Annotated in this window: 16 protein-coding genes; 1 reads left to right on the top strand and 15 read right to left on the bottom strand. The window is 37.6% G+C overall.

Going from position 1 to position 23,158, the window contains the following annotated elements:
* Positions 1 to 297: 297 nt before the first annotated feature.
* The 15 genes from DLJ74_RS12655 to DLJ74_RS12585 form a co-directional block, all read right to left on the bottom strand.
* Positions 298 to 1,497 carry a response regulator transcription factor gene (locus tag DLJ74_RS12655; RefSeq protein ID WP_109984746.1) on the bottom strand — a complete coding sequence of 400 codons (1,200 nt, stop codon included), beginning with the start codon at positions 1,495 to 1,497 and terminating at the stop codon, positions 298 to 300.
* On the bottom strand, positions 1,494 to 3,299 hold the full coding sequence (locus DLJ74_RS12650; protein ID WP_109984849.1) for a cache domain-containing sensor histidine kinase: 1,806 nt from the start codon (positions 3,297 to 3,299) through the stop codon (positions 1,494 to 1,496). The genes DLJ74_RS12655 and DLJ74_RS12650 overlap by 4 nt, the downstream gene beginning before the upstream one ends.
* 21 nt (positions 3,300 to 3,320) lie before the next feature.
* The gene (locus tag DLJ74_RS12645; protein WP_181397554.1) at positions 3,321 to 4,319 is read right to left on the bottom strand and encodes a substrate-binding domain-containing protein; all 999 of its coding nucleotides are present in this window, start codon (positions 4,317 to 4,319) and stop codon (positions 3,321 to 3,323) included.
* Between the two features lie 487 nt (positions 4,320 to 4,806).
* Positions 4,807 to 6,861 carry a beta-galactosidase gene (locus tag DLJ74_RS12640; RefSeq protein WP_109984744.1) on the bottom strand — a complete coding sequence of 685 codons (2,055 nt, stop codon included), beginning with the start codon at positions 6,859 to 6,861 and terminating at the stop codon, positions 4,807 to 4,809.
* A gap of 9 nt (positions 6,862 to 6,870) precedes the next feature.
* Positions 6,871 to 7,947 (bottom strand): glycoside hydrolase family 53 protein, encoded by a 1,077-nt coding sequence (locus tag DLJ74_RS12635; protein ID WP_109984743.1) that lies wholly within the window; start codon positions 7,945 to 7,947, stop codon positions 6,871 to 6,873.
* 22 nt (positions 7,948 to 7,969) lie between these two features.
* Positions 7,970 to 8,812 (bottom strand): sugar ABC transporter permease, encoded by an 843-nt coding sequence (locus DLJ74_RS12630; protein WP_109984742.1) that lies wholly within the window; start codon positions 8,810 to 8,812, stop codon positions 7,970 to 7,972.
* Positions 8,812 to 10,119 carry a carbohydrate ABC transporter permease gene (locus tag DLJ74_RS12625; RefSeq protein ID WP_245902334.1) on the bottom strand — a complete coding sequence of 436 codons (1,308 nt, stop codon included), beginning with the start codon at positions 10,117 to 10,119 and terminating at the stop codon, positions 8,812 to 8,814. The genes DLJ74_RS12630 and DLJ74_RS12625 overlap by 1 nt, the downstream gene beginning before the upstream one ends.
* Positions 10,120 to 10,195: 76 nt before the next feature.
* A complete protein-coding gene (locus DLJ74_RS12620) occupies positions 10,196 to 11,476 on the bottom strand; it encodes a sugar ABC transporter substrate-binding protein (protein WP_109984741.1) in 1,281 nt (426 codons plus the stop codon).
* A 119-nt stretch (positions 11,477 to 11,595) separates the two neighbouring features.
* Positions 11,596 to 12,435 (bottom strand): AraC family transcriptional regulator, encoded by an 840-nt coding sequence (locus DLJ74_RS12615; RefSeq protein WP_109984740.1) that lies wholly within the window; start codon positions 12,433 to 12,435, stop codon positions 11,596 to 11,598.
* A gap of 105 nt (positions 12,436 to 12,540) precedes the next feature.
* Entirely contained in the window at positions 12,541 to 13,728 is a 1,188-nt protein-coding gene (locus DLJ74_RS12610) for an ROK family transcriptional regulator (protein ID WP_109984739.1), read from the bottom strand.
* Positions 13,729 to 13,801: 73 nt separating this feature from the next.
* A complete protein-coding gene (locus tag DLJ74_RS12605) occupies positions 13,802 to 15,826 on the bottom strand; it encodes an ABC transporter ATP-binding protein (RefSeq protein WP_109984738.1) in 2,025 nt (674 codons plus the stop codon).
* A complete protein-coding gene (locus tag DLJ74_RS12600) occupies positions 15,823 to 17,571 on the bottom strand; it encodes an ABC transporter ATP-binding protein (protein WP_109984737.1) in 1,749 nt (582 codons plus the stop codon). Before DLJ74_RS12600 ends, DLJ74_RS12605 begins: the two co-directional genes overlap by 4 nt.
* Before the next feature lie 687 nt (positions 17,572 to 18,258).
* Entirely contained in the window at positions 18,259 to 19,242 is a 984-nt protein-coding gene (locus DLJ74_RS12595) for an aldo/keto reductase (protein WP_109984736.1), read from the bottom strand.
* Positions 19,243 to 19,576: 334 nt separating this feature from the next.
* On the bottom strand, positions 19,577 to 20,431 hold the full coding sequence (locus tag DLJ74_RS12590) for an AraC family transcriptional regulator (protein WP_109984735.1): 855 nt from the start codon (positions 20,429 to 20,431) through the stop codon (positions 19,577 to 19,579).
* 386 nt (positions 20,432 to 20,817) lie between these two features.
* Positions 20,818 to 22,314 (bottom strand): extracellular solute-binding protein, encoded by a 1,497-nt coding sequence (locus tag DLJ74_RS12585; protein ID WP_245902333.1) that lies wholly within the window; start codon positions 22,312 to 22,314, stop codon positions 20,818 to 20,820.
* A gap of 195 nt (positions 22,315 to 22,509) precedes the next feature.
* On the opposite strand from DLJ74_RS12585, the gene DLJ74_RS12580 reads away from it, so the two are divergent.
* Positions 22,510 to 23,139 (top strand): YesL family protein, encoded by a 630-nt coding sequence (locus tag DLJ74_RS12580; protein ID WP_245902332.1) that lies wholly within the window; start codon positions 22,510 to 22,512, stop codon positions 23,137 to 23,139.
* Positions 23,140 to 23,158: the final 19 nt, after the last annotated feature.

Here is a 23,158-nt window from a genome sequence, read left to right as displayed (position 1 = left end):
TGCACCAATCGTTATGTTGTTACTAGGATATTCCAACATTGTATCGAAGCCAACTCTATTAGGATCCTCTTTGTATATAATAGAAATAGAGGAAACTACCTTCTCTACGGAAGCAACCGGGTTTGGGTGTATTTTAGCCTTTCTCCTTGGGCTTTTGATATATTACTTGATGAAGCTTCTTTTAGGATTTAGGAGGGGCCAAGAGGCTAGATGAAACGAATGATAGGATCTACTCACGAATACATTATAGTTTTTATTCATGAGTAGACCCTACTGCTGATTGTACGATCACGTTTGCTATGACTTGATCATTTTATATTGTTTTGGAGAAACACCTTCCTTCTTCTTAAAGGCAGTACTGAAATAATGCTGAGAATCAAATCCTACTTTTTCGGCGATGTCTCGGATGTTTAAATCGGAGTCCTTCAGAAGCTCCTTTGCTCGACGTATTCGCATATTTGCAACAATCTGAACATATGATTGCCCGAGCTCTTGTTTGATCATCTTGCTTAAATAAACCGTGGAAACATGGAGGTTTTCGGCAACCAATTCTAGTGTTAAATCAGACCTACAGTAATTTCGGCGCATAATCGTTAACGCTTGTTTAACAATAGGGGAGAGGTGAATGTAGTTATTAATCTCGTTTTTGCACCTTTCATAGGCGACGATTAAATGCTGATAGTCACCATCCTCCACCCGCACCATCCCAGTATAGACCGTTTGGTTCAAGTATAGTTTGACTGCTTCCTCTATTGGAACAGCTATCTCCTTTGTCACATCCTCCCACACAAAGATCTGTAACCATTGAGATGAATCATGGATGATAACATTGACGGTGTCTGCTAAAATTTCTTCTGCTATGTTTTCAATAGCAGACAAATAGATCTTTCGGTCTTGGTTGGAAAGTAGATCATAATTTACTTGATCATTCGACCATTTAAGTAATACTAGCTGCTTTGGGACTGCTGTTGGTAATTGCAGAAACTCTAGCTGTGATTGTATTTCATTTGGTTGGAGACGATTGTGTATCCAATCAAAAAAGAATCGTTCCTTGAGCTGCGAATGGTTTTTCTTTATTTGCTTGGAGGCTTGCTCTAAATAAGCTTCTTGCTTTTCTCTCCTTTCTAAATCATTTTTAACTCCTTGTAATATATGGATCAAATTATCAGGGTTTACTGGTTTAAGAATATAATCCTCTACCTGTAAACGAATGGCTTCTTGCGCATACTGAAAATCATCATACCCAGAAATAACAATCATTCGACAATCTATTTCTGCTTTAATTTTTTTCATTGCCTCAATACCATTTAAAATTGGCATATTCAAATCAATTAACAAAATATCTATCCTATCGGCTAAGGCGATCTCAACCGCTTCTTCTCCATCCTCTGCTTCTCCTACGACCTCCATATCAAATTTAGCCCAGTCTACTGCTGTGCGAATACCATCTCGTATAATAAATTCATCATCGGCAATCAATACTTTCCATTTTGTCATGATGATTTCCCCTTTTCTGAATATTGCTCTCTAATAACAGGTAACAGAATCTCTACCCTTGTCCCTTTGGCTTTTTCGCTATCGATCGATAGCCCATACTTCTCTCCATACGTTAATTGTATTCTTGCTTGTACATTTAATATGCCGTAACCCTTTTTCTTATGACCATCCTCTACCTTTTCTGTCCTTTGCATAGCTTCTGCTAACGCCTGCTTCATATCATGAAGCTGTTCTATTGTCATCCCTGCACCATTATCTTCAATAATAATCAGAAGATCATCTCTCGCAATGCTAGCATTTATTAGGACAGTACCAGGACCTCTTCGTTCCTTTATTCCATGATAAATCGCATTTTCCACAATCGGCTGTAGGATAAATTTCAATGTATAAAAGGACCGAACTTGTGGGTCTATATTCATTTGATAATTTAGTTTGTCTCTATAACGTGTTTTTTGTATTTTTAAGTAGCTCTCAATATGCTCCATCTCTGCTGATACGGTAATAATATCGCGTCCTTTGCTTAGACCAATTCTAAATAACTTGGCTAAGGACTCGACCACTTCTGCAACATCTATTACATTTTGTTTACGTGCCATCCATTGAATGGTGTCCAATGTATTGTATAGAAAATGTGGATTAATATTTGCCTGCAAACTACGAAATTCCGCATCACGCTTTTGTCTTTCCTGTCTCTCTGTAACACGCATGAGCTCCAGCACTTTTTGAAGCATTGTATTAAAGCTCCTGCCGAGCAGCCCGATTTCGTCCTCCCTTTTTTCCTTGTAGCGAACGTGTAAATCTCCGCTTTCTGCCCTGCGCATAAATTTCATCAGATCAACGATTGGCTTTGAGATAGAACGTGATAAATAATAGCTTACTGGAATGCCGAAAAGCATAATGATAAAAATAAAGACAATCAAATAAAATCGGATTTCCCTTAATTCAAACAATGTTTCCTCTGCAGGAAAAACACCAACAGTTGTCCAGTCTGCAAAAGGGGAACGCTGATAAATAAATTGAATTTTTTCCTTGTTTATCGTCTTGGAAAAATTTCCAGAAGCTTGCCGATGAATCCAATCTAATGGTATATCTTTAACAATAGGCTGGTTCGGTAAATAAATATTCTTCCCTTTATTATCAACTACCATCAGATAACCGCTTTTACCAAGCTGAATATCTCGTGCTGTCTCGGCAATGACACGTAATTTTAGATCAATAAGAATAACTCCTTTTACCTCTTTTGTAAAAGGATCCATCACCGCACGAACTACAGATACAACATCCTCATTTTTATAATCCACAATCGAAATAAGCCTTCTTCCATCCGGTCTACCGATGATATGGAAAATACCATCACTTTCTACCGCCTCTTGATACCAAAAGCTTTGGGTTAAATCGATAACCGAAGGAGCATACAGCTCATTACTAATATACTCGCCATCTTTGTTTACTACCATGATGCCTGCAACCTCTGAAGTGATAGTCGTAAAGCTACGAAGATAACGTTGAAGCTCATACTTATTCTCTGCACCATCTGGTGAATCGAAAAACTGTTGAATCTCGTTATCGGAGGCAATCATATAGGTAATGCTTTGCATGTTATTAATGTAGAATTCAAACGTTTGGTTAACCTTGCTAATTAGTTGCATCGTGTTGTCATTCGCCTGTTCTTCTAGAACCCTTTCAACTGTCCAGCTTACGAGTAACCCTAGACAAAGAATGGGTAAAATACCAACTAATAAAAAATGTGTGATTAACTTATATCGAATCGGTATATTGTTTATTTGTGTCCATTTTTTCAAAATTTCCTCACCCATTCTCTATCATTCATTTGGATAAAATGCTTCTACATTTTCCTGCGTAACAATCGTGATACCAGTATCTACATAACGCGGTAAGCTCCTACCTACCTCCATGTTCTCTGCCAAGCCATGCTGCAGATGGAATAAGTATTGCAAGGACCAATATCCCATCTTCCAGGTTCCCTGTGCCAGTGTAGCAGAAATAACCCCTTCATCCACCATATCTAATGTACCCTTGTCCGTATCAAAGCTGATAATGTGTATTTCCCCTTTTTTTTGCTGCTCCAATATCGATTGTCCAACGCCGACTCCTCCGTTTGCTTCTGAGGCAAAGACTCCTTTTAAATTAGGAAACTTTCCGATCATTTCATCCACTACTTCTTTGGAAGTCATTTGATCTCCTCTACCATCTTGAATGGAAACGATATTCATTTTTGGGTATTCCTTTGCAATAGTTTCTCGGAACCCTTTTGTTCGTTCTTTATGATTTAATTGTTTAGGATGTGTAACAATTCCAATTTCTCCTGCGCCATTTAATAATTCCGCCATTTTATGGGCTGCCGTCACTCCAGCATAATAATTATCAGTCCCTAAAAAGGAAAACACCTTACTCTCAGGTGCATTTGAATCAAATGCAACAATTGGAATCCCTGCCTCAACCGCTTTGTTTATTACATCATTTAATGCATCAGGATCCATTGCCGAAACAGCAATACCAGCAGGCTTTTTCGCAATAACTTGTTCTAAAACGGTTATTTGTTCATTCACATCATATTGTGTGGCACCACGATATTCTACCGATACATTCAATGCCTCTGCCGCATCCTCAAATCCTTTCAATGCCCTTTTCCAGTAATCAATTCCTGATTGGAAGGTGACCATTACATAATTTTCATCAATTGTCCCTCGTAATTCATGCTCTGACCATTGATTATTGGAGGTGTTCTCTGATTGATACTGATAGACATAGACGACAAATACACCAATTAGAATGAGATAAACGAATAATAATTTCCTCAATATTGTAACCCCTTTCATAAAAATAGGGAGTTTTACCTATTTTCTAGTTCTCCTTTTATAGTATAAAGATTCCTATTATTATTACAACACCTTTTTGAAAACCTTTTCCATAGCGTGTGTTTCCTATAATGGAGGAAAACTTTTCAAGCTTAATGATGTGAGGAGGTTGTTTCTCTATAGTCCCAATACAATAGACATTCCAGCGTGCTTCTGACTCTTCTGACTTCTGTCTGTTCCATTTAATCCGATATCAGACATTTCCACGTGCGCCTAGCTTCGTTCTGTCCAATATATTCAAATATAGGACGGTTCAACGAGGATCTGCCTCGAATCAGTCCCATAAATGTTGAAATATTCTTTATCGACATTTGATTGTATTGGTTGATCATTAAAAATGCGTTCTTTTTAAAACAAGCTTCACCATAATTCTTTCAACAAACTTTAAAAAAAGAGTACCCTCACATTGAGAGTACCCTTTTAAAATAAACTAATTTTTTAATATCTTTACACTAAAGCCATCCAGTGTTACTATCCCTGTAAGTTCTTGATCATTTAACAGATCCTGATACCTGTTATCTGCTAGATCAACACTTTTAGTTTGATTAGAAAAATTCATAAGAAAGATAAATTCCTTCTCTCCATCTGTACGAACCTGTGCACTTACACCCTTTGGTAAACTACCATCAAGTGCTTTTTTCAATCCTAATTGTTTCGCCAAATTACTATAGAAGGCTTGGTGGAAGGACGAATTATTTCTTGAAGCAATATAATACGCTTCACCTTCTCCAAATTGATTCACTGTCAATGCGGGCTTACCCGCATAAAAATCGTTCGTATATTGTGCAATTGCTTCTGCGCCTTCTAGTTGAATGAGGTCACAAAGTTCTTTTGCCTCAAACTCACCTTCCAATCCGAAGCGATTATTTCCGATTGTTTCCACCTTGTTCACTTCACTGTCATAGAGACTATCAATTTCCTCTGACCATATGCCTAGTGTTTTACGCAATGGACCTGGAAACCCGCCAAGGAAGCAGAGATCATTTTCATCTACAATTCCAGACCAATACGTCGTGACAAAGGTTCCACCATTTTGAACAAATTTCTCTATTTTCTCACCGACACCTTGCTTGACCATATAAAGCATTGGCGCTATAACAAGTTTATACTTTGACAAATCTCTGTCCATATCAATTACGTCTACCGCAATTCCTTGCTCCCAAAATGCTTGATAGTGCTCCCTAACCGTCTTTTCGTAATGAACACCACTATTTCTTGGGCCCTGTGAATCCTTTACTGCCCAACGATTTTCTGTGTCAAATATAATCGCTACTTCCGCATTCACCGTTGTTCCTACGATCTCATCAAGTCTGGATAAATTCCCTCCAAGCTCCGATACTTCTTGAAATACACGTGTATTTTCATGTCCAGCATGATCTACAACAGCTCCATGAAATTTTTCACTGGATCCTCTGCTTTTCCGCCATTGGAAATATTGAACAGAATCCGATCCGTGTGCGACAGCTTGTAAAGAAGAAAGGACATGCATTCCCGGTTTCTTCAATTTACTAATAGGCTGCCAGTTCGTTAAGCTTGGTGTACTCTCCATTAATAGGAATGGCTTTCCACCCTTCAGAGAGCGAAACATATCATGATTCATTGCTGTCCATGCTGCAAGATTCGATTCATCCTGCTCATCATGCCAGGTTGGATAAGAATCCCATGATACGATATCTAAATCATCCGCAAATTTCGCATAATTTAGTCCTTCAAATGCCTCCATAAAATTGGCGGTTGCAGGTAGATCTGGATTCGCCTTTTTCAATGGCTTGATTTCATGGCGATAAAAATCTAGCGTTTGATCTGTTACAAACCTTTTCCAATCTAAGTTCTGACCATGTACCATTGTTTCGCCATGAGGTGCTGGAGACTCTACCTGGGACCAGCTAGTATACGTATGACTCCAAAATGTTGTCCACCACGCATCATTGAGTGCATCTAAAGTTTGATATTTCTTTTTTAACCATTCTCTAAAGGCATCTTGGCAGTAAGAGCAATGACATTCTCCACCATATTCATTGGATATATGCCAACCGATTACAGCTGGATGATGTGCATATCTTTCTGCGAGCTTTGTGTTCATCATCGTAGTTTTCTCACGATATACTGGTGAAGTGAAGCAATGGTTATGGCGCATTCCATGGAGATTGCGGACACGATTAGCCCCTACCCTAAGCACTTCTGGGTATTTCTCTGACATCCAAGCAGGCCTTGCACCTGTCGGGGTTGCTAAAAAGGCATAGATCCCGTTTTCGTGAAAAGTATCTAATAATCGATCCATCCATTCAAAATTAAACTTGCCTTCCTCTGGTTCTAGCTTTGCCCAAGAGAAAATCCCCACAGACATCACATTACAATTAGCAAGCTTCATTAAACGAATATCTTCTTCTAAAACTTCTGGATACTTTTCCCATTGCTCTGGGTTATAATCAGCACCATGTAGCATTTTTGGTATTTTCTCACTCACTGGATTGAATTTCTTCATATGATCACCTTACTTCTCTGTATTTTTATCATAAAAGGCATCCAAGCCTATTAATTTATTTCCCTCGTAATCGAATAAGGTTAAGTGGGACCAATTGTTTTCATGTCCTACTGACCACTTCTCTTTACTAGGAATCCAACATGGCTCCCAATAGTAAAAACCTCTACCTAATTGTCCAGGAACGTTTTTTATCGTTTCGATTAATTTAGTTAGATAGGCTTTTTGGCCTTCTGGTGTAGCAGGATAGCCATCTACCAGATATTTTCGAATGTCCGGTTCATTATCTACTTGTGGCAAGTCAGCTGGCACCGTCCACGGATATGCGACCTCTACAACGATAATTTCCTTTTGATATCTATTGGCAACATCCTCTAAATTCGTAACGAAATCTTGATAAGGACCATGCCACCATGGATAATAGGAAAGTCCGATAACATCATACTCCATAGATGCATCTACCATCTTGTCAAAAAATTTACGAGTCCCCTCATTGTCTCCGCCTCGATCAATATGAATCATCGTTTCTACTTGTTTCTCATTTGTTGCTTCTTTGACCCCTTCAAGCCCCGCCCTAATTAAGGCAATAATTCCTGCCCATTCTTCTACTTCTACTCCGTTTTTTTCTTTATATATTTTCCCATCGTCCCAGAGCATACCATTTGTTATTTCATTTCCAATCTGCACCATGTCTGGTAAAGCCTTCGCAAGACTCAATTCATGCATCACATCATAGGTATACCTTTTCACTTCCTCTGTAAGTTGTGGAAAGGTTAAAGCTTGCCATGCCTTTGGCTTCGTTTGTTTACCTGGATCTGCCCAATAATCGGAATAATGGAAATCTAGTAGAAAATGCATGTTATATTCCTTTATCCGTTGCGCCATTTTTATCGTCCGCGCTATATTACAATATCCCCCTGAAGGTGTATGCCATAAGCGAAGGCGTACCGTATTCACACCAGATCGATGTAATAAATCTATCACATCAACGGAATGACCATTTTCGTAATAAACCCCACCTTCACTTTCTACCTCATCGACAAAGGATAGGTCTACACCCTTTAGAAATTCTTTATTTTTTTCTGTCATCATTTATTCCTCCAAGCTTTATTTAACCTTTTGTACCACCAGCAGTTAAGCCTGAAATCAGGAAGCGTTGTAGGAATAAGTAAACAATCGCAACTGGTACTGCTATTAAAATAGCCCCTGCTGAAAATCTAGTAAAATTGTTTGAAAATTGATCATTTATAAAATTAAATAACCCTAATGCTATCGTGTATTTTTCTGGGCTATTTAATATGATTGATGGCAAGATAAAATCAAACAATGGTGTCATAAAATTAAACAGTGCTACTACGGCCAGAATAGGCTTCGCAAGTGGTAGAATAATTCGAACAAAAACCGTAAAATGTCCTGCACCATCAATTCTAGCTGCCTCATCTAGTTCTCTTGGAATCGTATCTAAGTAACCTTTTACTAACCATGCATTAAACGGAATCTGTCCTCCAATATAAATTAAAATTAATCCCGTTAATGTATCCAATAATCCAATTAGATGTAAAAAGATATATAAGGCTACCATCGCCATCATGACCGGAAACATCTGTAATATTAAAAAAGTGTAGAGTCCTGATTTTTTCCCAACGAATTGATATCGTGAAAAGGAAAAAGCAACAAATGAAGTCATAATCACCGAAAATAGTGCCGCACATCCCGAAACAATCATGCTATTTTTATACCAAAGTAAATAATCACTATTTGGATCTGTAAATAACCATTTATAATGCTCGAGTGACCAATTCTCTGGAATGATGGAAGCAGAATACAGACTATTTCCTGGATTCAGAGACATCCCAAATGCCCAAACAAGGGGATAAATGATGATAACAGCCATCAAGCCAAAAATCGTATATATACCTGCTACTTCTAGTTTTGACTTTACCTTTGGATTCATTACATGTTCCCCTCCTCTTTAAATGAGCTTGTTCTTCTGAATTGGAAAATCGCAAAAATCGAAACGATCAAACCGATAATTAAGGAAATAGCTGCAGCCATACTATAGTCATTTGTTTCAAAGGTTAATTTATATACCCATGAAATAAGAATGTCCGTTCCTCCGGCATTCTGACCTTGCACTGCTGGTCCACCTTCATTAAATAAATAAATAATATTAAAGTTATTAAAATTCGTTGTATATTGAATAATTAATAGTGGTGCTGTTGCAAATAAAACATGTGGTAAGGTAATGTGACGGAATTTTTGCCAACGAGTTGCTCCATCCACCTCTGCTGCCTCATACCATTCAGAGGATATACTCTGAAGCACACCTGAAAATAATGCAAAAACAAAAGGATATCCCAACCATGTTTGAATAAGAATTAAAACAATTTTCGTATAGAAAGGATCTGTCAGCCAAGGTAAACCTTCGCCACCTATCAAAGGAATAATGATATCCTGGTTTATCGCTCCGAATTCATCGTTGAACATTGCTGCAAAAATTAAGATCGAGACAAATCCAGGAACGGCCCATGGCAAAATTAAAATAGTTCGTATCGTTTTCTTAAATTTAATTCGTTTGTCATTGACTAATACTGCAAGAATTAATCCAACAACGATTTGAAACGAAGTTGCCACTATCGTCCAGACAATTGTCCATGTAAATACACTTGCAAAGGTATTTTTCCAGATATCTACCGTACCTAGGTCTAAGAAATTGCTCAGCCCAACCCACTCCACGAGATTTCTTGGAGGAGAATTATACAAGTCATAATTTGTAAAGGCTAATGCAATGGCAAATAGTAACGGAAAAACAACCGTAAAAATTAATAGGATTAACCCCGGAGCTGTCATAATATAAGGAAAAGCTTTATCATATCCGTTTTTTACGGCCTGTGAAAATGTCGGTGGCTCCCAGCCATTGTTCAATTTGATTGCTTGCTTTCTAGCATCTAGTACGTTAAAAACATAAAAAGTAACCGCAAATGCTAGTAAAATCAATGCGACAATTCCATAGACTAATAAAAATATAGAATGGTCCACACCTGGTATCGTTCCTAATGTAATAATCCCCCATAAACCTAGCCATAGAAAATCAAAAGTCGCTACAATAAAGGCAATTTCCAATACAATAAAAGAAATTCCCTTTATATAACGCTTGTTATATATCTGGCCTAATCCTGCTAGGAGAATCGATAACACCATCGCAATGGTAGGATTAAGCTTTTTTTCTTTCATTTCAATACTAGCTTCATTACTAGGCATCAAATCCACCTCTTTCGTCTTACTAGCTTTAGAAAAATGGAGAGTGGAAAAGAATATCCTTTCCACTCATTTATCATTACTGTGATGCAGATGCGGCAATTTTGTCTTTAATGGATTGCACTGTTTCTGGAACAGCTTCCTCTACTTTTGCACCATTATTGATCAATTCGATTGCCGTATCCATATCCCATACTGGGGACATTTCAGGAATATTAGGCATTAGTGTACCGTGTGGAACTTGTTCTGTATAACCTGCATACATCGGATCGTTCACTGCATCCAAAATCTCTGGTCTTGGTGGTAATTCACCTGTTACATCAAAGTAAACTTGTGAATTTTCATCATTTGTCATAAACTTCGCAAGATCAGCTGCCCATTCTTGATTATCACTAAAGTAGGATACTAACCAAGACTTAACACCTACAAAGGAAGGAGCAACTTCTCCATTCATTTTCGGAAGTGGTGCAGTAGCTACATCTTCTCCTAATGCTTCCTTATAGATCGGCATATTCCACGGACCACTGACAACCATCCCTACTTTTCCTTCTTTGAAAAGACCATCAAGTATGTCTACAGTCAATGTCTTAGGAAGTAACCCTGCATCAATAAACTCTTTATACTTGTTCAATCCTTCGATTGATCCTTCATTGTCTAAACCAATATCAGTTGGATCATATACACCATTTTCCTCACCGAACACATACCCTCCGTAAGCATTCATAAAGGAATAGAGATAATAAAATTCTGGTGAAATAAGAAATCCATATTGATCTTTACTTGCATCTGTTAGTTCTTTTGACATATTAAACACATCTTCAATCGTTTCTGGAGCTTCATCTATTAAACTTTTATTATAGAAAGTAAAATAGGTTTCGATTGCGACAGGAGCACCGTAGATATCGCCATCATAAGTAAAGGCATCCATGGCAACGTCTGTAAATTGACCCTTTTCTTCGTCAGTGTATTCTATCGGTACAGCAAGACCTTGGGCAACGATATCACCTAAAGAATCCTGTGGCTGGAAGAACAAATCTGGTCCATCTCCAGTTGGTCCGGCTAAAGCTAATTCTTGAACCTGATCTGGTATGGCAACCCTTTTATATTCGATTTCAATACCTGTTTCTTCGGTATATTTTTCAAACATTTGCTTGGAAACATCTTCTGCAATATCTTCATCATTTATCCAAACAACTAGTTTTTCAGGCTTGTCTGATTCCCCTGATTCTTCCGAATTATTTTTACTTTCATCTGTTCCGTTTGCTTCCTCTGCCCCTTCTCGTTCTGGAGCACATGCTGCTAAAAGTAGTACAAATGACACAATTAATAATAAACCCCATAAAGTTTTGTTTTTGAACAACTTCATGACCTCCTTAATAAATTATTTTAATTATCTCTCTACAGCTTATTATAAAGCGATTTCAGAATTAATTATATATTAAATTATTCTAACTTACTTTCAAAAAACAAACCTGCATCCTATTGATGCAGGTTTCGATACATACTAGGTGTAACTCCTTCTCTTTTCTTAAAGGTTGTGACAAAATGGCTAACCGCATTAAAGCCAACCTTTTTCGCAATTTCCTTTAGCGATAGCTCTGGATTGGTGATTAAAATTCTTTTTGCTTCCCTTATTCTTAATTGCACTAAGAAGGAATATGGACTTATGCCAAAAGTATCATGAAACATCGTATTTAGATGTTGTGAGCTTACCTTTGCTTTTTCCGAAATCTCCATTAAGCCAATATCTTGTGGGTATACTTGTTCTAACCATTCTACGATATATCTAATTTTCTCAAACGACTGCAAGATCGATAGCTGATTATTCACTTTCCCAAATTTTTTAAGATGCATTAAAAATTGATACAAATCAGCTGAAGTTTCGTAGGCTAAATGATGTGGGGCATCATCATTGACAAGCTTCTTCAATATATTCTCAATATGAAGAGGAAATGATATATTATCAGTTTCTTCGTAAAAGGCAGAATAGTTCATATCAAGAGAATTAAGGATCGGATCAATCGCGGCACCTGTAAAAGTAATATAATAGGTTTCCCAAAGCTCCTCTGCATCATGGTCAGAGTAATACTTATGTGGCGTATATGGGGTTAACAATACTCCTTTTCCAACAGGTAGTGAGAAGGTTTGATTAGCCAATTCAATCATCCCTTCCCCTTTCACTGTTTGTAACCAATGATAGTAAGGATAGCCTTCTGGACGATCAAAGTCTAGCTCTTCAGGGTTATAGCCAATACTCTCGATATATAAAGGCAAAGGGTTCTCCGAAATAGAAAAGGTATATCGTAATTTCTCCGTCAATCGTAACAACTCTTTTCATTAAGATTTGTTCTAAACACTCACTATTATAGGACATTTTACTCATTAATGAAAGGAAGTTCTAACATTTCAGCACCTATTGATTAGTTATACATTCGGTTCAAAAAGTTCACTTAAAACGAGTCCAACCGCACCTAAGGAAGACCCATAATCCCCTAATGTAGAAATCGTAACAGGAGTGTTCTGCGCTTTTTCTGATATAGCCCTTTTTCTAATTGTTTCCGTTATTGGCGCTAAGAGGTGCTTACCAGCTTTGGAAACTCCACCACCGATAATAATCTTACTCGGGTTCGAGATATGGATAAGGTTCGTAAAGGCAATGCCGAGATAGACTCCTGTTTCATATAATAACTGCTTCGCTAAAACATCTTCCTGTTCCGCTGCTTCATAAACTTTTTTGGCAGTGACTATTTGGTGCTCCGCCAGTACACTTTTCTCTCCATGTTTCAATAATTCCATCGCTCTATCGGCTATTGCTGGACCTGAAGCTAGTGTTTGTAAGCAGCCCTTGTTACCACATGTACATCTCTTGCCATTAATATCAATCATCATATGACCAATCTCACCAGCTATACCATGCTCTCCATTGTAGACTTTCCCGTTAATCACCATACCAGCACCGATTCCACGACCAACATTTACTGCTACCATACTTTTGTATGATATTTGATTGTCATCAAACCATGCCTCTCCGAGGGCGAGTGATTTTGCATCATTTTCTACCTTTACTTCCATATCAAAGGTAGATTCTAGATGTTGTTTAATAGGAATGTTTCGTAGTTGTAAATTAGGGGCAAAAATAGCCAATCCTGCTTCAGAATCTACTACCCCGTGCATAGCTACTCCGATTCCGATAAACTTTAATTGAGAATTTTGTTCGATCAATTGCTGCACACCATGTGTGAGAAGCTCAAGAAATTTTGTTTCATTTATTGGATTTCCGATCTCTCTATCAATCTTATCTACTACATTTCCTGACAGGTCAGACAAAATAAATAAGATATTACTAGGCCCAGCATCAATCCCGATAATGTGAAAACCTGTTGTATTTAATACAAGCATGGTTGGTTTTCTCCCACCTTGGGATTCTCCTAGCTCACTCTCTTTAATCAATTCCTGATCCAAAAGCTCTTTCACGATTGTTCCAACAGTTGGTGGTGTGAGCTCCGTTTCTTTAGCAATTTGAGCCCGCGAGATAGAACCTGATGTCCGTATTTTGTTTAAAATGATTGCTTTATTTAAGGATTTCATCCATTGAAAACTGCCGCGCTGCATGCTTTTCCCCAACTTTCTTAAGATACTTCATTAAGTATAACATGGTTCCGCTATCGCTTCATCTCGTAAATGTTTATGAAGCATTTTCGTTGTTTCTACCTAGCTGCATTTCATACATCTTGAAGTATTCTCCCTCAGCTTCTAGGAGTGATTGGTGGTTCCCCGTCTCTATGATTTGCCCATGTTTCAATACAAAGATTTGATCAGCCTGTTGGATAGTGGATAATCGATGCGCAATAATTAAGGTCGTTCTCCCTTCTTTTAAAACTTCGAGAGCCTCTTGAATAAGCCCTTCTGTCTCTGTATCAATATTCGCGGTCGCCTCATCTAGGATCAAAATCGCTGGATCAAAGGCAAGCGCTCGTGCAAATGATAAGAGCTGTCGTTGACCTGTTGAGAATTCATTTCCTTTTTCTTTTACAGGTTCTTCATATTTTCGTGGAAGTTTTTCAATAAAACGATCAGCTCCTACTGCTTTTAATGCTTCTATTGCTGTCTCCTTACTAATAGAAGGATCATTCATCGTTATGTTAGATAGAACCGTACCAGTAAAAATAAATGGATCTTGTAATACAATGCCAATATGCTGTCTTACTTGTTGCTTGGCGTAGGTTGTCGTATCTTCCCCGTCAATAAGTATGCGTCCATTTGTTGGATCATAAAATCGGAAAAGCAGATTCATAATCGTACTTTTTCCAGATCCAGTGTGTCCTACAAATGCAGCCGTTTCCCCTGGCTTTATATTAAAGCTAATTTTCTTTAGTACATACTCCTCTTTTTTATACGCAAAAGAAACATTTTCAAATTGCACCTCACCGTGATAACGAGAGATTCGACGATCATTCATGTCCTCTGTTTTTTCATCGAGTAAATGGAATACTCTACTTCCAGAGGCTCTGGCCTGTTCCAATTGCTCAAGCTGACTTACGATTTGATTGACTGGTTCAAATAAACGGGTCAATAAGTCCACTAACGCATACAGTAAACCAGCGGAGGCAATAGTTACTCCATCTAATGCGTGGGTACCAAAATATAAGATAAATGCAACAAATGCTATATTTCTTAATAGATCTACTAAGTTAAACGAAGACATCGCATTAAATGTGTTCATCTTTGTTTGATAAGTGCATTGCTTTTCATTCAAAACCTCAAACTCTTGTCGCATTCGCTCAGTCTGATCATAAGCTTGAATAACAGTCATTCCTTGGATCGATTCATTGATATTTGCATTAATATTACTGTTTGTTTCTCGAATGATACGATTGTAATGGCCTCCAATTTTTTTGTATACCTTCATCCAAATATATAGAATCGGGACTAATACTAAGGAGATCAACGCCAATTGAACATCTAAGAGAAATAAGGCAACATAAATACCAAAAATATATATTATCCCAGAGGCAAATACCTCTAACACTTTCACATATAATTCTCGTATTGCTTCTGTATCATTTGTCACTCTTGCTACGATTTTACCTGCTGGTTGATCCACAAAGTATTGGATTGGTAGCCTTTGGATATGATGAAAAACATCCTTACGCATTTTTTGAATAATACGGTTGGAAGCATATTGTAATAAATAAGTTTTATAATATACAAAGATGGAAGCGAGTAAGATGAGTGCCATATAGAGGACAAGTAACCAGATGACCGGTTTCATCTCTCCTTTGAAAAAAGCGAAAACTTCCGTAGCCGATAATTTCTCTCCAGCCACTTCTATGCTTTCCTCTTGATATGCTAATGTGACTGCGGAACCATTTACATCTTTGATCGTGGATTGTAATGGAACCTTTCCTTCTAATAAATAAAAGGTTAATCCATCCTGAAATAATGTCACATCAGGTGTTGGATTCTTACCTTTTGCTCTGTCTACTCGGACATAATGCTTTCCCTCCAAATCAACACCATCTTGACTGTCTGTGATAACATAATGATTTTCTACACCGACTATATGCTGATCAATTAGTCGCTTAGCGATAAACGGTCCACTTAATTCAAATGCTACGGCAAACATTAAACAGACCAATCCAATAATAATTGTCTTCTTAAAATAAAGCGCATATTGAAATAGTCGCTTTTCTGTTGTTTGTTTGTTCATGCCGTTTCCCCTCCCTTCATTTGCTGGATTAGAAATTGGTGATAATACCAACCATGTTCAAGCATCAGCTCATCGTGTCTTCCTTGCTCCTTTATTTGTCCGTCTTCCAAGACCAATATTTGATCGGCATGCTTTACAGCAGATAGACGGTGCGCCACAATAATCGTTGTTTTCCCTGCACGTTCTTGTTTTAAATGTTTAATAATATTTGCTTCGGTTTTTCCATCTACTGCCGATAAGGAGTCATCTAGAATTAAAATTTCCGGATTTTTTATTAAGGCTCTCGCCAGCGAAACCCGTTGCTTCTGTCCACCTGACAGGGTGACACCACTCTCCCCGACAAGTGTCTCTAAGCCTTGAGGTAAATTCTCGATATCCTCTAGTAGGGATGCAGCCTCTAAGATATGCTGTATATCCTTCTCCGTCGCTTCCGCATGACCGAACATAATATTCTCTCTTACCGTTTTCGAAAATAAAATATGATCCTGTGGTACATAACCAATCCAGCCTCTTGTTTTCTTTAAGGCAATCTCTTCAATAGGTGTACGATTGATAAAAAGTTTCCCTTCTTTAGCAGGCGGATACTCTCTCAAAAGCTGCTTGACAAGCGTTGTTTTACCCGCTCCAGTCATGCCTACAATACCAATAGTTTCACCCTTTGTTATTTCAAGATTAATATTCTTCAAGTCTATAGCATCTGTTTCTGGATATTGAAAAGAAAGGTCTTGAAACACGATGTTCTCTGGTGCTTTAACCTCTATTGGTTTTGAAGGATCCTTTACATCCGCTTTTTGTTCAAGTACATTTTCAATTCGATCCAGTGATGCATTCCCTCGTTGCATTACATTAATTAATTCTCCTACTGCAAACATCGGCCAAATTAGCATTCCTAAATACACATTAAAGGTGACGAGCTGCCCTATCGTAATATCCCCATGAATAACTAGATAAGCACCATAGCCTAACCCAATGGTGTAGGATAAACCTACTAATATTTTGATAGTTGGTTCAAAAAGCGCATCTAATTTTGCAACTGCAATATTTTTTTGAAAAACTTCCTCTGCTTTTTCATTAAAGCGATGTTCGTCTTGTTTTTCTTGGGTAAATGCTCGAATAACACGTACACCTTGGATCGATTCCAACGTATTATTATTTAATTCACTAAACAATGCTTGTGCCTTCATAAACCTTGTATGGATCTTGGCACCGTATTTTTGCATTATTAATGCCATAACAGGTAGAGGAATTAAAGCAGCAAGCGTTAATTTCCAATCAATCACAACAAACATCACCCCAATGATGAATGCCATAAAAACCGTTGAATCGATTAGTGTTAAAATCCCAAATCCAGCTGTTGTCGCCACTGCTCGTAAATCATTCGTAGACCGTGCCATTAAATCTCCTGTACGGTAACGACTATAAAAGGATGGCGTCATTTTCATAAAATGATGCATTAGTTTTGAACGTAATGTTCTCTCTAAAAATATCGCTCTTCCAAACAACGTATGTCCCCAGAAGAAGGATAAGAGATAGATCACGACTAATAAAATGACAAACAGCCATGTCGCTTGCGCTAATGCTTGATAGCTAAGCTGATTCGTCTGAATGGCATCAATAATATCTCCCACAATCATAGGTGGAATGATAAATAATAAGCTTGATGTCGTCAGTGCGAGAATAGCAAGTATGTAACGCACCCATTGTTCTTTAAAATACCATGATAATTTTTTCATTACACTAAACATTGTTACTCCTCCTCATCACATTAGCTAACTACCTCCATAACGATCCTCCCATTCGAGTTCCTTCATATTATCCACCCCTTTCTGATCACATGAAACAATCTCTTGTATCGATTAGAAAAACACTCGCATTCGCTCGTCTTTTAGCGGATGCGTTAGCTTTTCTTATACTTTGGACTTCAAAATTTTCGCTTCATCGCTTTACTCCCTGCAAAAAATTTATATGTTCCAAACGTAAACTAAAAAAACACACCAGACCTAAAGCCAAGTGTGTTTCATTAATAAGCTATCAATTGAGACTTCCAACAGTGGGGTATTCTTATCCCCTATTGTTGGTTAAAGAAACTTATCGTAGGCTTAGCGTCCATTAACCCGACACGACCGTAGCGTAAAGTAAATGGATAGTGGACGATTAGCGTTGCGATAAACCAAAAATGTCGCGATCTACTAAGAAATCGCGACACACTGATAGCTCAAATATCCTGTAAAAGCATCCCTTTTATTTATCAAGATGCAAAATCCATATAGGCATGGTCACGTTCATTTCATTATTTAATTTAGGTGGTTTATTCTTCGTTATTTTCCTCATCTCACGTGACCTCCTTTACCTATTTTTTGGTTAATCCCTTAGAAGTATACCTTTTCATCGGATAGATTGCAAGCATTTATTGAAAAAATTTCCTCTCTTTATTAATATGGCCCACGGATAGAATCATGAACTTCTAATTGGTAAAATTCACGTAATTTTTCTAGTTCAGATTCTGAGAATTCAGGCACATTCATTGCTGCTAAATTATCCTCTACTTGTTGGACTGTTTTGAAGCCTGGTATTACAGAAGTAACGGCATCATGACTTAATATCCACTTTAAGGCAGCACGAGTCATATTACCTCTCCTGTCCGCAATCCATTCTAATTGTCTGCTAAGCTCTACACCTTTATGAAACGGAAGTCCAGCAAAGGTTTCCCCAACATTAAAGGCTTCCCCGTTTTGATTAAAGTGGCGATGATCATCTGCCTCAAATTGATGGTTGGATTGAAATTTACCTGTTAAAAGACCACTAGCTAATGGCACCCTTGCGAGAATTCCCACCTTTTTCTTTTTCGCCACTGGAAATAACTCCATCATTGGTTTTTGACGAAAGATGTTAAAAATCACCTGCAAAGCAGCTACATTAGGATTCTCCATGGAAAGCAAACCTTCCTCTACTGTTTCCACACTTACACCATAATGGCGAATTTTCCCTTTTTGTTGTAGCTTGTCCAATACTTCAAATACCGACCCATCTCGTAATATTTCAATGGGTGGACAGTGAATTTGGAGGAGATCTAGTTGCTCTCGCTTAAGACGTCTTAGGCTATTATCGACATAATTGGTGACAGACTCCTCTGAATAGTTCTCTGGATCATGAATATCACCAGCACGACAAAACTTCGTCGCGATATATATTTTATCCTCTTTGCCCTTTGTGGCTTTTGCTAATAGCTCTTCACTATGACCATCACCATAAACATCTGCTGTATCAAAAAAGTTAACTCCTGCTTCCATCGCACGGGCTAGTCCATTTAATGCCTCTTGGTCATTTGTTTTTCCCCAAGCTCCCCCAATTGCCCAAGTACCAAAGCTTAATTCACTTATTTTCATATCTGTTTTACCAAATTGACGATACTCCATGTAATCTCCCTTTCCTTTGTTATCAGTCATAGGTTTTCTTAGACTTTGTCCAGAGTCTCAACTAACATTATACGTCTTTTTCCTTGGATTAAAAAAGAATTCGTTTTCATCCTGGAAAGCTTTTGCACAGAAAATTATACACAAGGGATCAAACATACCCACAGGTTATCCACAAAAGTTGTTTATAAGACTCAACATGCTTGTTCTCATCACCTTTTTCGGATTTATATATTTTTTCGTAATCGTTCCATAATGCCAAAAAATAAGGATTAGAATCATCCACACATTCTATACCTATCCACAGATTTTTGTGGATAGGTATACTTTATCCACATTATATGGTTCTATTTATCTTAGATATCTCTTGTTCTCGGTATTCATTTGGGGATAGACCTGTTAATTTTTTGAATATTCTCCAAAAGTGGACATGGTTCGTATAACCCGCTCGCTTCATAATTTGATTTATTTTCATAGTTGTCTCTGTTAACAGTCGTTTAGCCTCTGTTATTCTTACTGCATTTAAATACTCAATAAAGCTACACCCTATCGACTTTTTAAATAGCTTACTAATGGATTGCTCATGAAGGTAAAATGACTCAGCAAGCACGGACAATGTAATCTCTTGATGGAAATGCTCATTAATATATGCTATAAGATCGTCAATAATTTCAGATGACGGATGGACGTGTTCTTGCTCTAAAGATGGTGTTTGTTCGTTTAGTAATCGCTTACATTCTGTTAGAAACTGAGATAATAACAATTGCAAATAACGGTAACTGTCTTGCTTGTTGAGGAAATATTCCTTTAGCATTTTCTCTAAAATAAAGGGTAAGTGTTGTTGATTCCTTATCGATAACATAAGTGGCCCCTGCTTAAATAGACTCATAATTAGTGCCTGGTCCTCCTTCAACAGGAAACCATCTCTAAAGTTCATGACAATTCGTTGATACTTGTGGTCATTGACAATCGTTTTGTGCATTACATTTTTATCAATGAACATGATATGATCCTTTTTAACCGTAAATTTTCCACCATTCATAAAAAGAATTTTTTCGCCTTCTAAAAGATATAGGATCTCATAATCTTGATGAAGGTGATAATGTTGCATATCCTGGCTATTCTCATATCCTCGTGAATAATCTAGGTAAAAGGATTGATTTCTCAATGAGACATTAACCTTATCAACCAAAACTACCCCTCCTCAAAGTATGGTGAAGTAGTTTTAGCATATCGGATTTCACAAAATCTAGAAAGTGTCATAATACCTATGACCATAGTTGATGGAAGAAATCTTCAGTAAAAAACCAAGAACAAAAGCGCAGAGCGCCTGCTTAGAAACGTAGCGGCTGGAGCGAAGCAACTGAGATAAAGGAATCACGGTGAGGTTACGAACCGATGATGACTTATCGTAGGGCGCTTTCGGGAAGTCGCCTAGTTTCTGGCGCTCGGAGCTGGAAGTGGCTAATCATGGTTCTATATGTTATCCACAACCTAAAATTTTATAATTTCCTAAGCAATAAAAAAACATGTGCAACAGCTCTCCTTGCCCCTGCACATGTCCATTATTATCCTTTTTTATTTACTCCATTGCTCATTGTACTCTTTTATTACTTCCTCACCGCCTGCTTCTTTCCACTTTTCTATTGCTGCATCAAAACCTGCTTCATCTGTTTGACCTTGAATATATTGATAGGTAGCATCTTCGATAATTTGATCCAATGTACCTGCATTTTTAATATATGTCTCCGAATCAAGCCCCACACTTAAGTCATTGACGACATAATTATCATTATCCTTATATAATTCTGTTGCTTTTGCTGCTGGTTCATAATCATAATAGGATTCATATCTGCCATTAGTCATCGGCTCTCCTATTTCAAAAGCTGTATATGGCTTGATTTCTACATCGAATTTATCTTGGTCAATGACATCCGCACGGCCATCTACCACTTCGTAGTGCTCTCCTTCCTGACCCCAGATGAGCAAGTTAGCTCCTTCTTTTGTCATTAAATAATCAAAGAATTTCAGTACTTCCTTCAGCTCCTCTTCTGATGTGATAGCTGATTTCGGAAACATGATAAGACTACCATAGCCAGGGATCGCTCGAAGTCCGAACTCACCATTTGCCCCCTCAATATAATTATGTACATCAAAGGAAACATCAGGATTAATCACTTTTGCATCTTGATAGATTCCGTGAACATCCTGCATGGAGCCAATATAGGCGCCTGCTGTCCCATTTTTCATCATTTCCTGCTGATCTGTTTTGCTCGTTACTTGTGCATCCTTATTCATATAGCCATTACTGTGCAAATCCTTAAAGAAATCCATCGCCTCTTTATATTCCGGAAACATAAACTCTGGTAATAGCTTACCATCCTGTTCTCCCCATCTGTTAGGTCCACCCATCCATGAAAAGACGGTTACAAAAGTACCTAAATTTCCTCTGTCTGTAAGACCGATCGTATCGTTCTTTCCATTACCATCTGGATCGTCTTCTGTAAAAGCACGGAGCATTTCATAGAATTCATCGATGGTTTTTGGTGTTTCGATTCCTAGGTTATCAGCCCAATCCTTTCTGTAAATAAGACCAGATCGGGATAAGGGACGCCCCATATATAAAGAATATAATCCACCATCTACCTTCGAATTTTCTAGTGTGCTTTCTCTTAGTTTACTTAAATTTTCGAATTCCTCTAAATATGGCCCAATCTCCCAAAATTGTCCATCCCGAATAGCATCCTTAAATTGAACAAACTGTTCTGTCTTAACTAAAAAGGCATCAGGCAATGTATTAGTTGAGAAAGCTGTATTCACACGCTCCTCATAATTGCCATCTGGTACCCATTGTATTTCCAGCTCTGTATTTGTTTTTTCTTCGAGCAATTTCTCTAATTTATCTTGAGGGACTTCAGGTGTGTGAAGATTCAGCATGACTGACATTTCAAAAGGGCCATCTGAATTGCTTGAGCTAGAGGAGTCATTCTCTTTCTTACTTGTCGTATTATTACTACATGCAACGATCAAACAAGCAACCATACACAATGCACTAATTAACCATATTTTTTTCATTTGACCACAACCCTTTCTAAATTTCTTTCTCTTAACACTTAACACTATTTTATCAATTAAACGTTTACATATTTTTATTGATTTAACCTATTATTCTTACATTTTGAGCTTATTTCTGTCCATTTTCATCCGCAATATGGCACTACTTTATGTTAAAATAGAGATATCACAAATAAGCAGGGGAGATTATAAATAATGAATGCTTTATATAAAGGAACAGAATGGATTACGCGCTTTGCCTATGTTAATATCCTGTGGATAGGTTTTTCCTTACTCGGGTTAGTCGTATTCGGGTTTTTCCCTGCGACGGTAGCCATGTTTACGCTTGTTAGGCAATGGATTATGGGGAATATCGATGATCCGGTATTTTCAACCTTTTGGAAAACGTATAAACAAGAATTTTTAAAGAGTAATGTAATCGGTTTAATTATTATGATCATTGCCTTTTTGTTCTATGTTAATTTTCAATACATCGGCATGAATCAAGGTGGATTTCATGATATTATTAAAATTCCATTATATCTATTTATGTTCTTAATTAGTTTAACTATCCTTTATGTGATTCCGGTATATGTACATTACGATGTCCGGTTTACACAAATATGGAGAAATGCATTCTTCCTCATGTTATTACATCCAATGCATAACATTGCTTTAGTTGTAAGTATTATCATCCTTCTATTCGTCATGCAAGCAATACCTGGATTAATTCCATTCTTTAGTGGAAGTATCATCGCCTTTCTAATAATGGGGAATAGTTATCTCACATTTAAGAGAGTTGAGGCGAAACAAGAGAAGCTATTAGAAGAAAGTAGTAAAACCTGAAGCTCCTTAAAAGCTTCAG

Origin of the sequence: Gracilibacillus dipsosauri, from assembly GCF_003176895.1 — a bacterium.
GTDB classification, from domain to species: domain Bacteria; phylum Bacillota; class Bacilli; order Bacillales; family Amphibacillaceae; genus Gracilibacillus; species Gracilibacillus dipsosauri.
This window is presented reverse-complemented; position numbering and strand designations above follow the sequence as displayed.

Excerpts from the sequence above, each read along its gene's own strand:
- DLJ74_RS12605 (WP_109984738.1), bottom strand. The coding sequence starts at position 15,826 with ATGAACAAACAAACAACAGAAAAGCGACTATTTCAATATGCGCTTTAT.
- DLJ74_RS12625 (WP_245902334.1), bottom strand. The coding sequence starts at position 10,119 with ATGCCTAGTAATGAAGCTAGTATTGAAATGAAAGAAAAAAAGCTTAAT.
- DLJ74_RS12630 (WP_109984742.1), bottom strand. The coding sequence starts at position 8,812 with ATGAATCCAAAGGTAAAGTCAAAACTAGAAGTAGCAGGTATATATACG.
- DLJ74_RS12640 (WP_109984744.1), bottom strand. The coding sequence starts at position 6,861 with ATGAAGAAATTCAATCCAGTGAGTGAGAAAATACCAAAAATGCTACAT.
- DLJ74_RS12655 (WP_109984746.1), bottom strand. The coding sequence starts at position 1,497 with ATGACAAAATGGAAAGTATTGATTGCCGATGATGAATTTATTATACGA.
- DLJ74_RS12635 (WP_109984743.1), bottom strand. The coding sequence starts at position 7,947 with ATGACAGAAAAAAATAAAGAATTTCTAAAGGGTGTAGACCTATCCTTT.
- DLJ74_RS12585 (WP_245902333.1), bottom strand. The coding sequence starts at position 22,314 with ATGAAAAAAATATGGTTAATTAGTGCATTGTGTATGGTTGCTTGTTTG.
- DLJ74_RS12600 (WP_109984737.1), bottom strand. The coding sequence starts at position 17,571 with ATGTTTAGTGTAATGAAAAAATTATCATGGTATTTTAAAGAACAATGG.
- DLJ74_RS12610 (WP_109984739.1), bottom strand. The coding sequence starts at position 13,728 with ATGCAGCGCGGCAGTTTTCAATGGATGAAATCCTTAAATAAAGCAATC.
- DLJ74_RS12595 (WP_109984736.1), bottom strand. The coding sequence starts at position 19,242 with ATGGAGTATCGTCAATTTGGTAAAACAGATATGAAAATAAGTGAATTA.
- DLJ74_RS12580 (WP_245902332.1), top strand. The coding sequence starts at position 22,510 with ATGAATGCTTTATATAAAGGAACAGAATGGATTACGCGCTTTGCCTAT.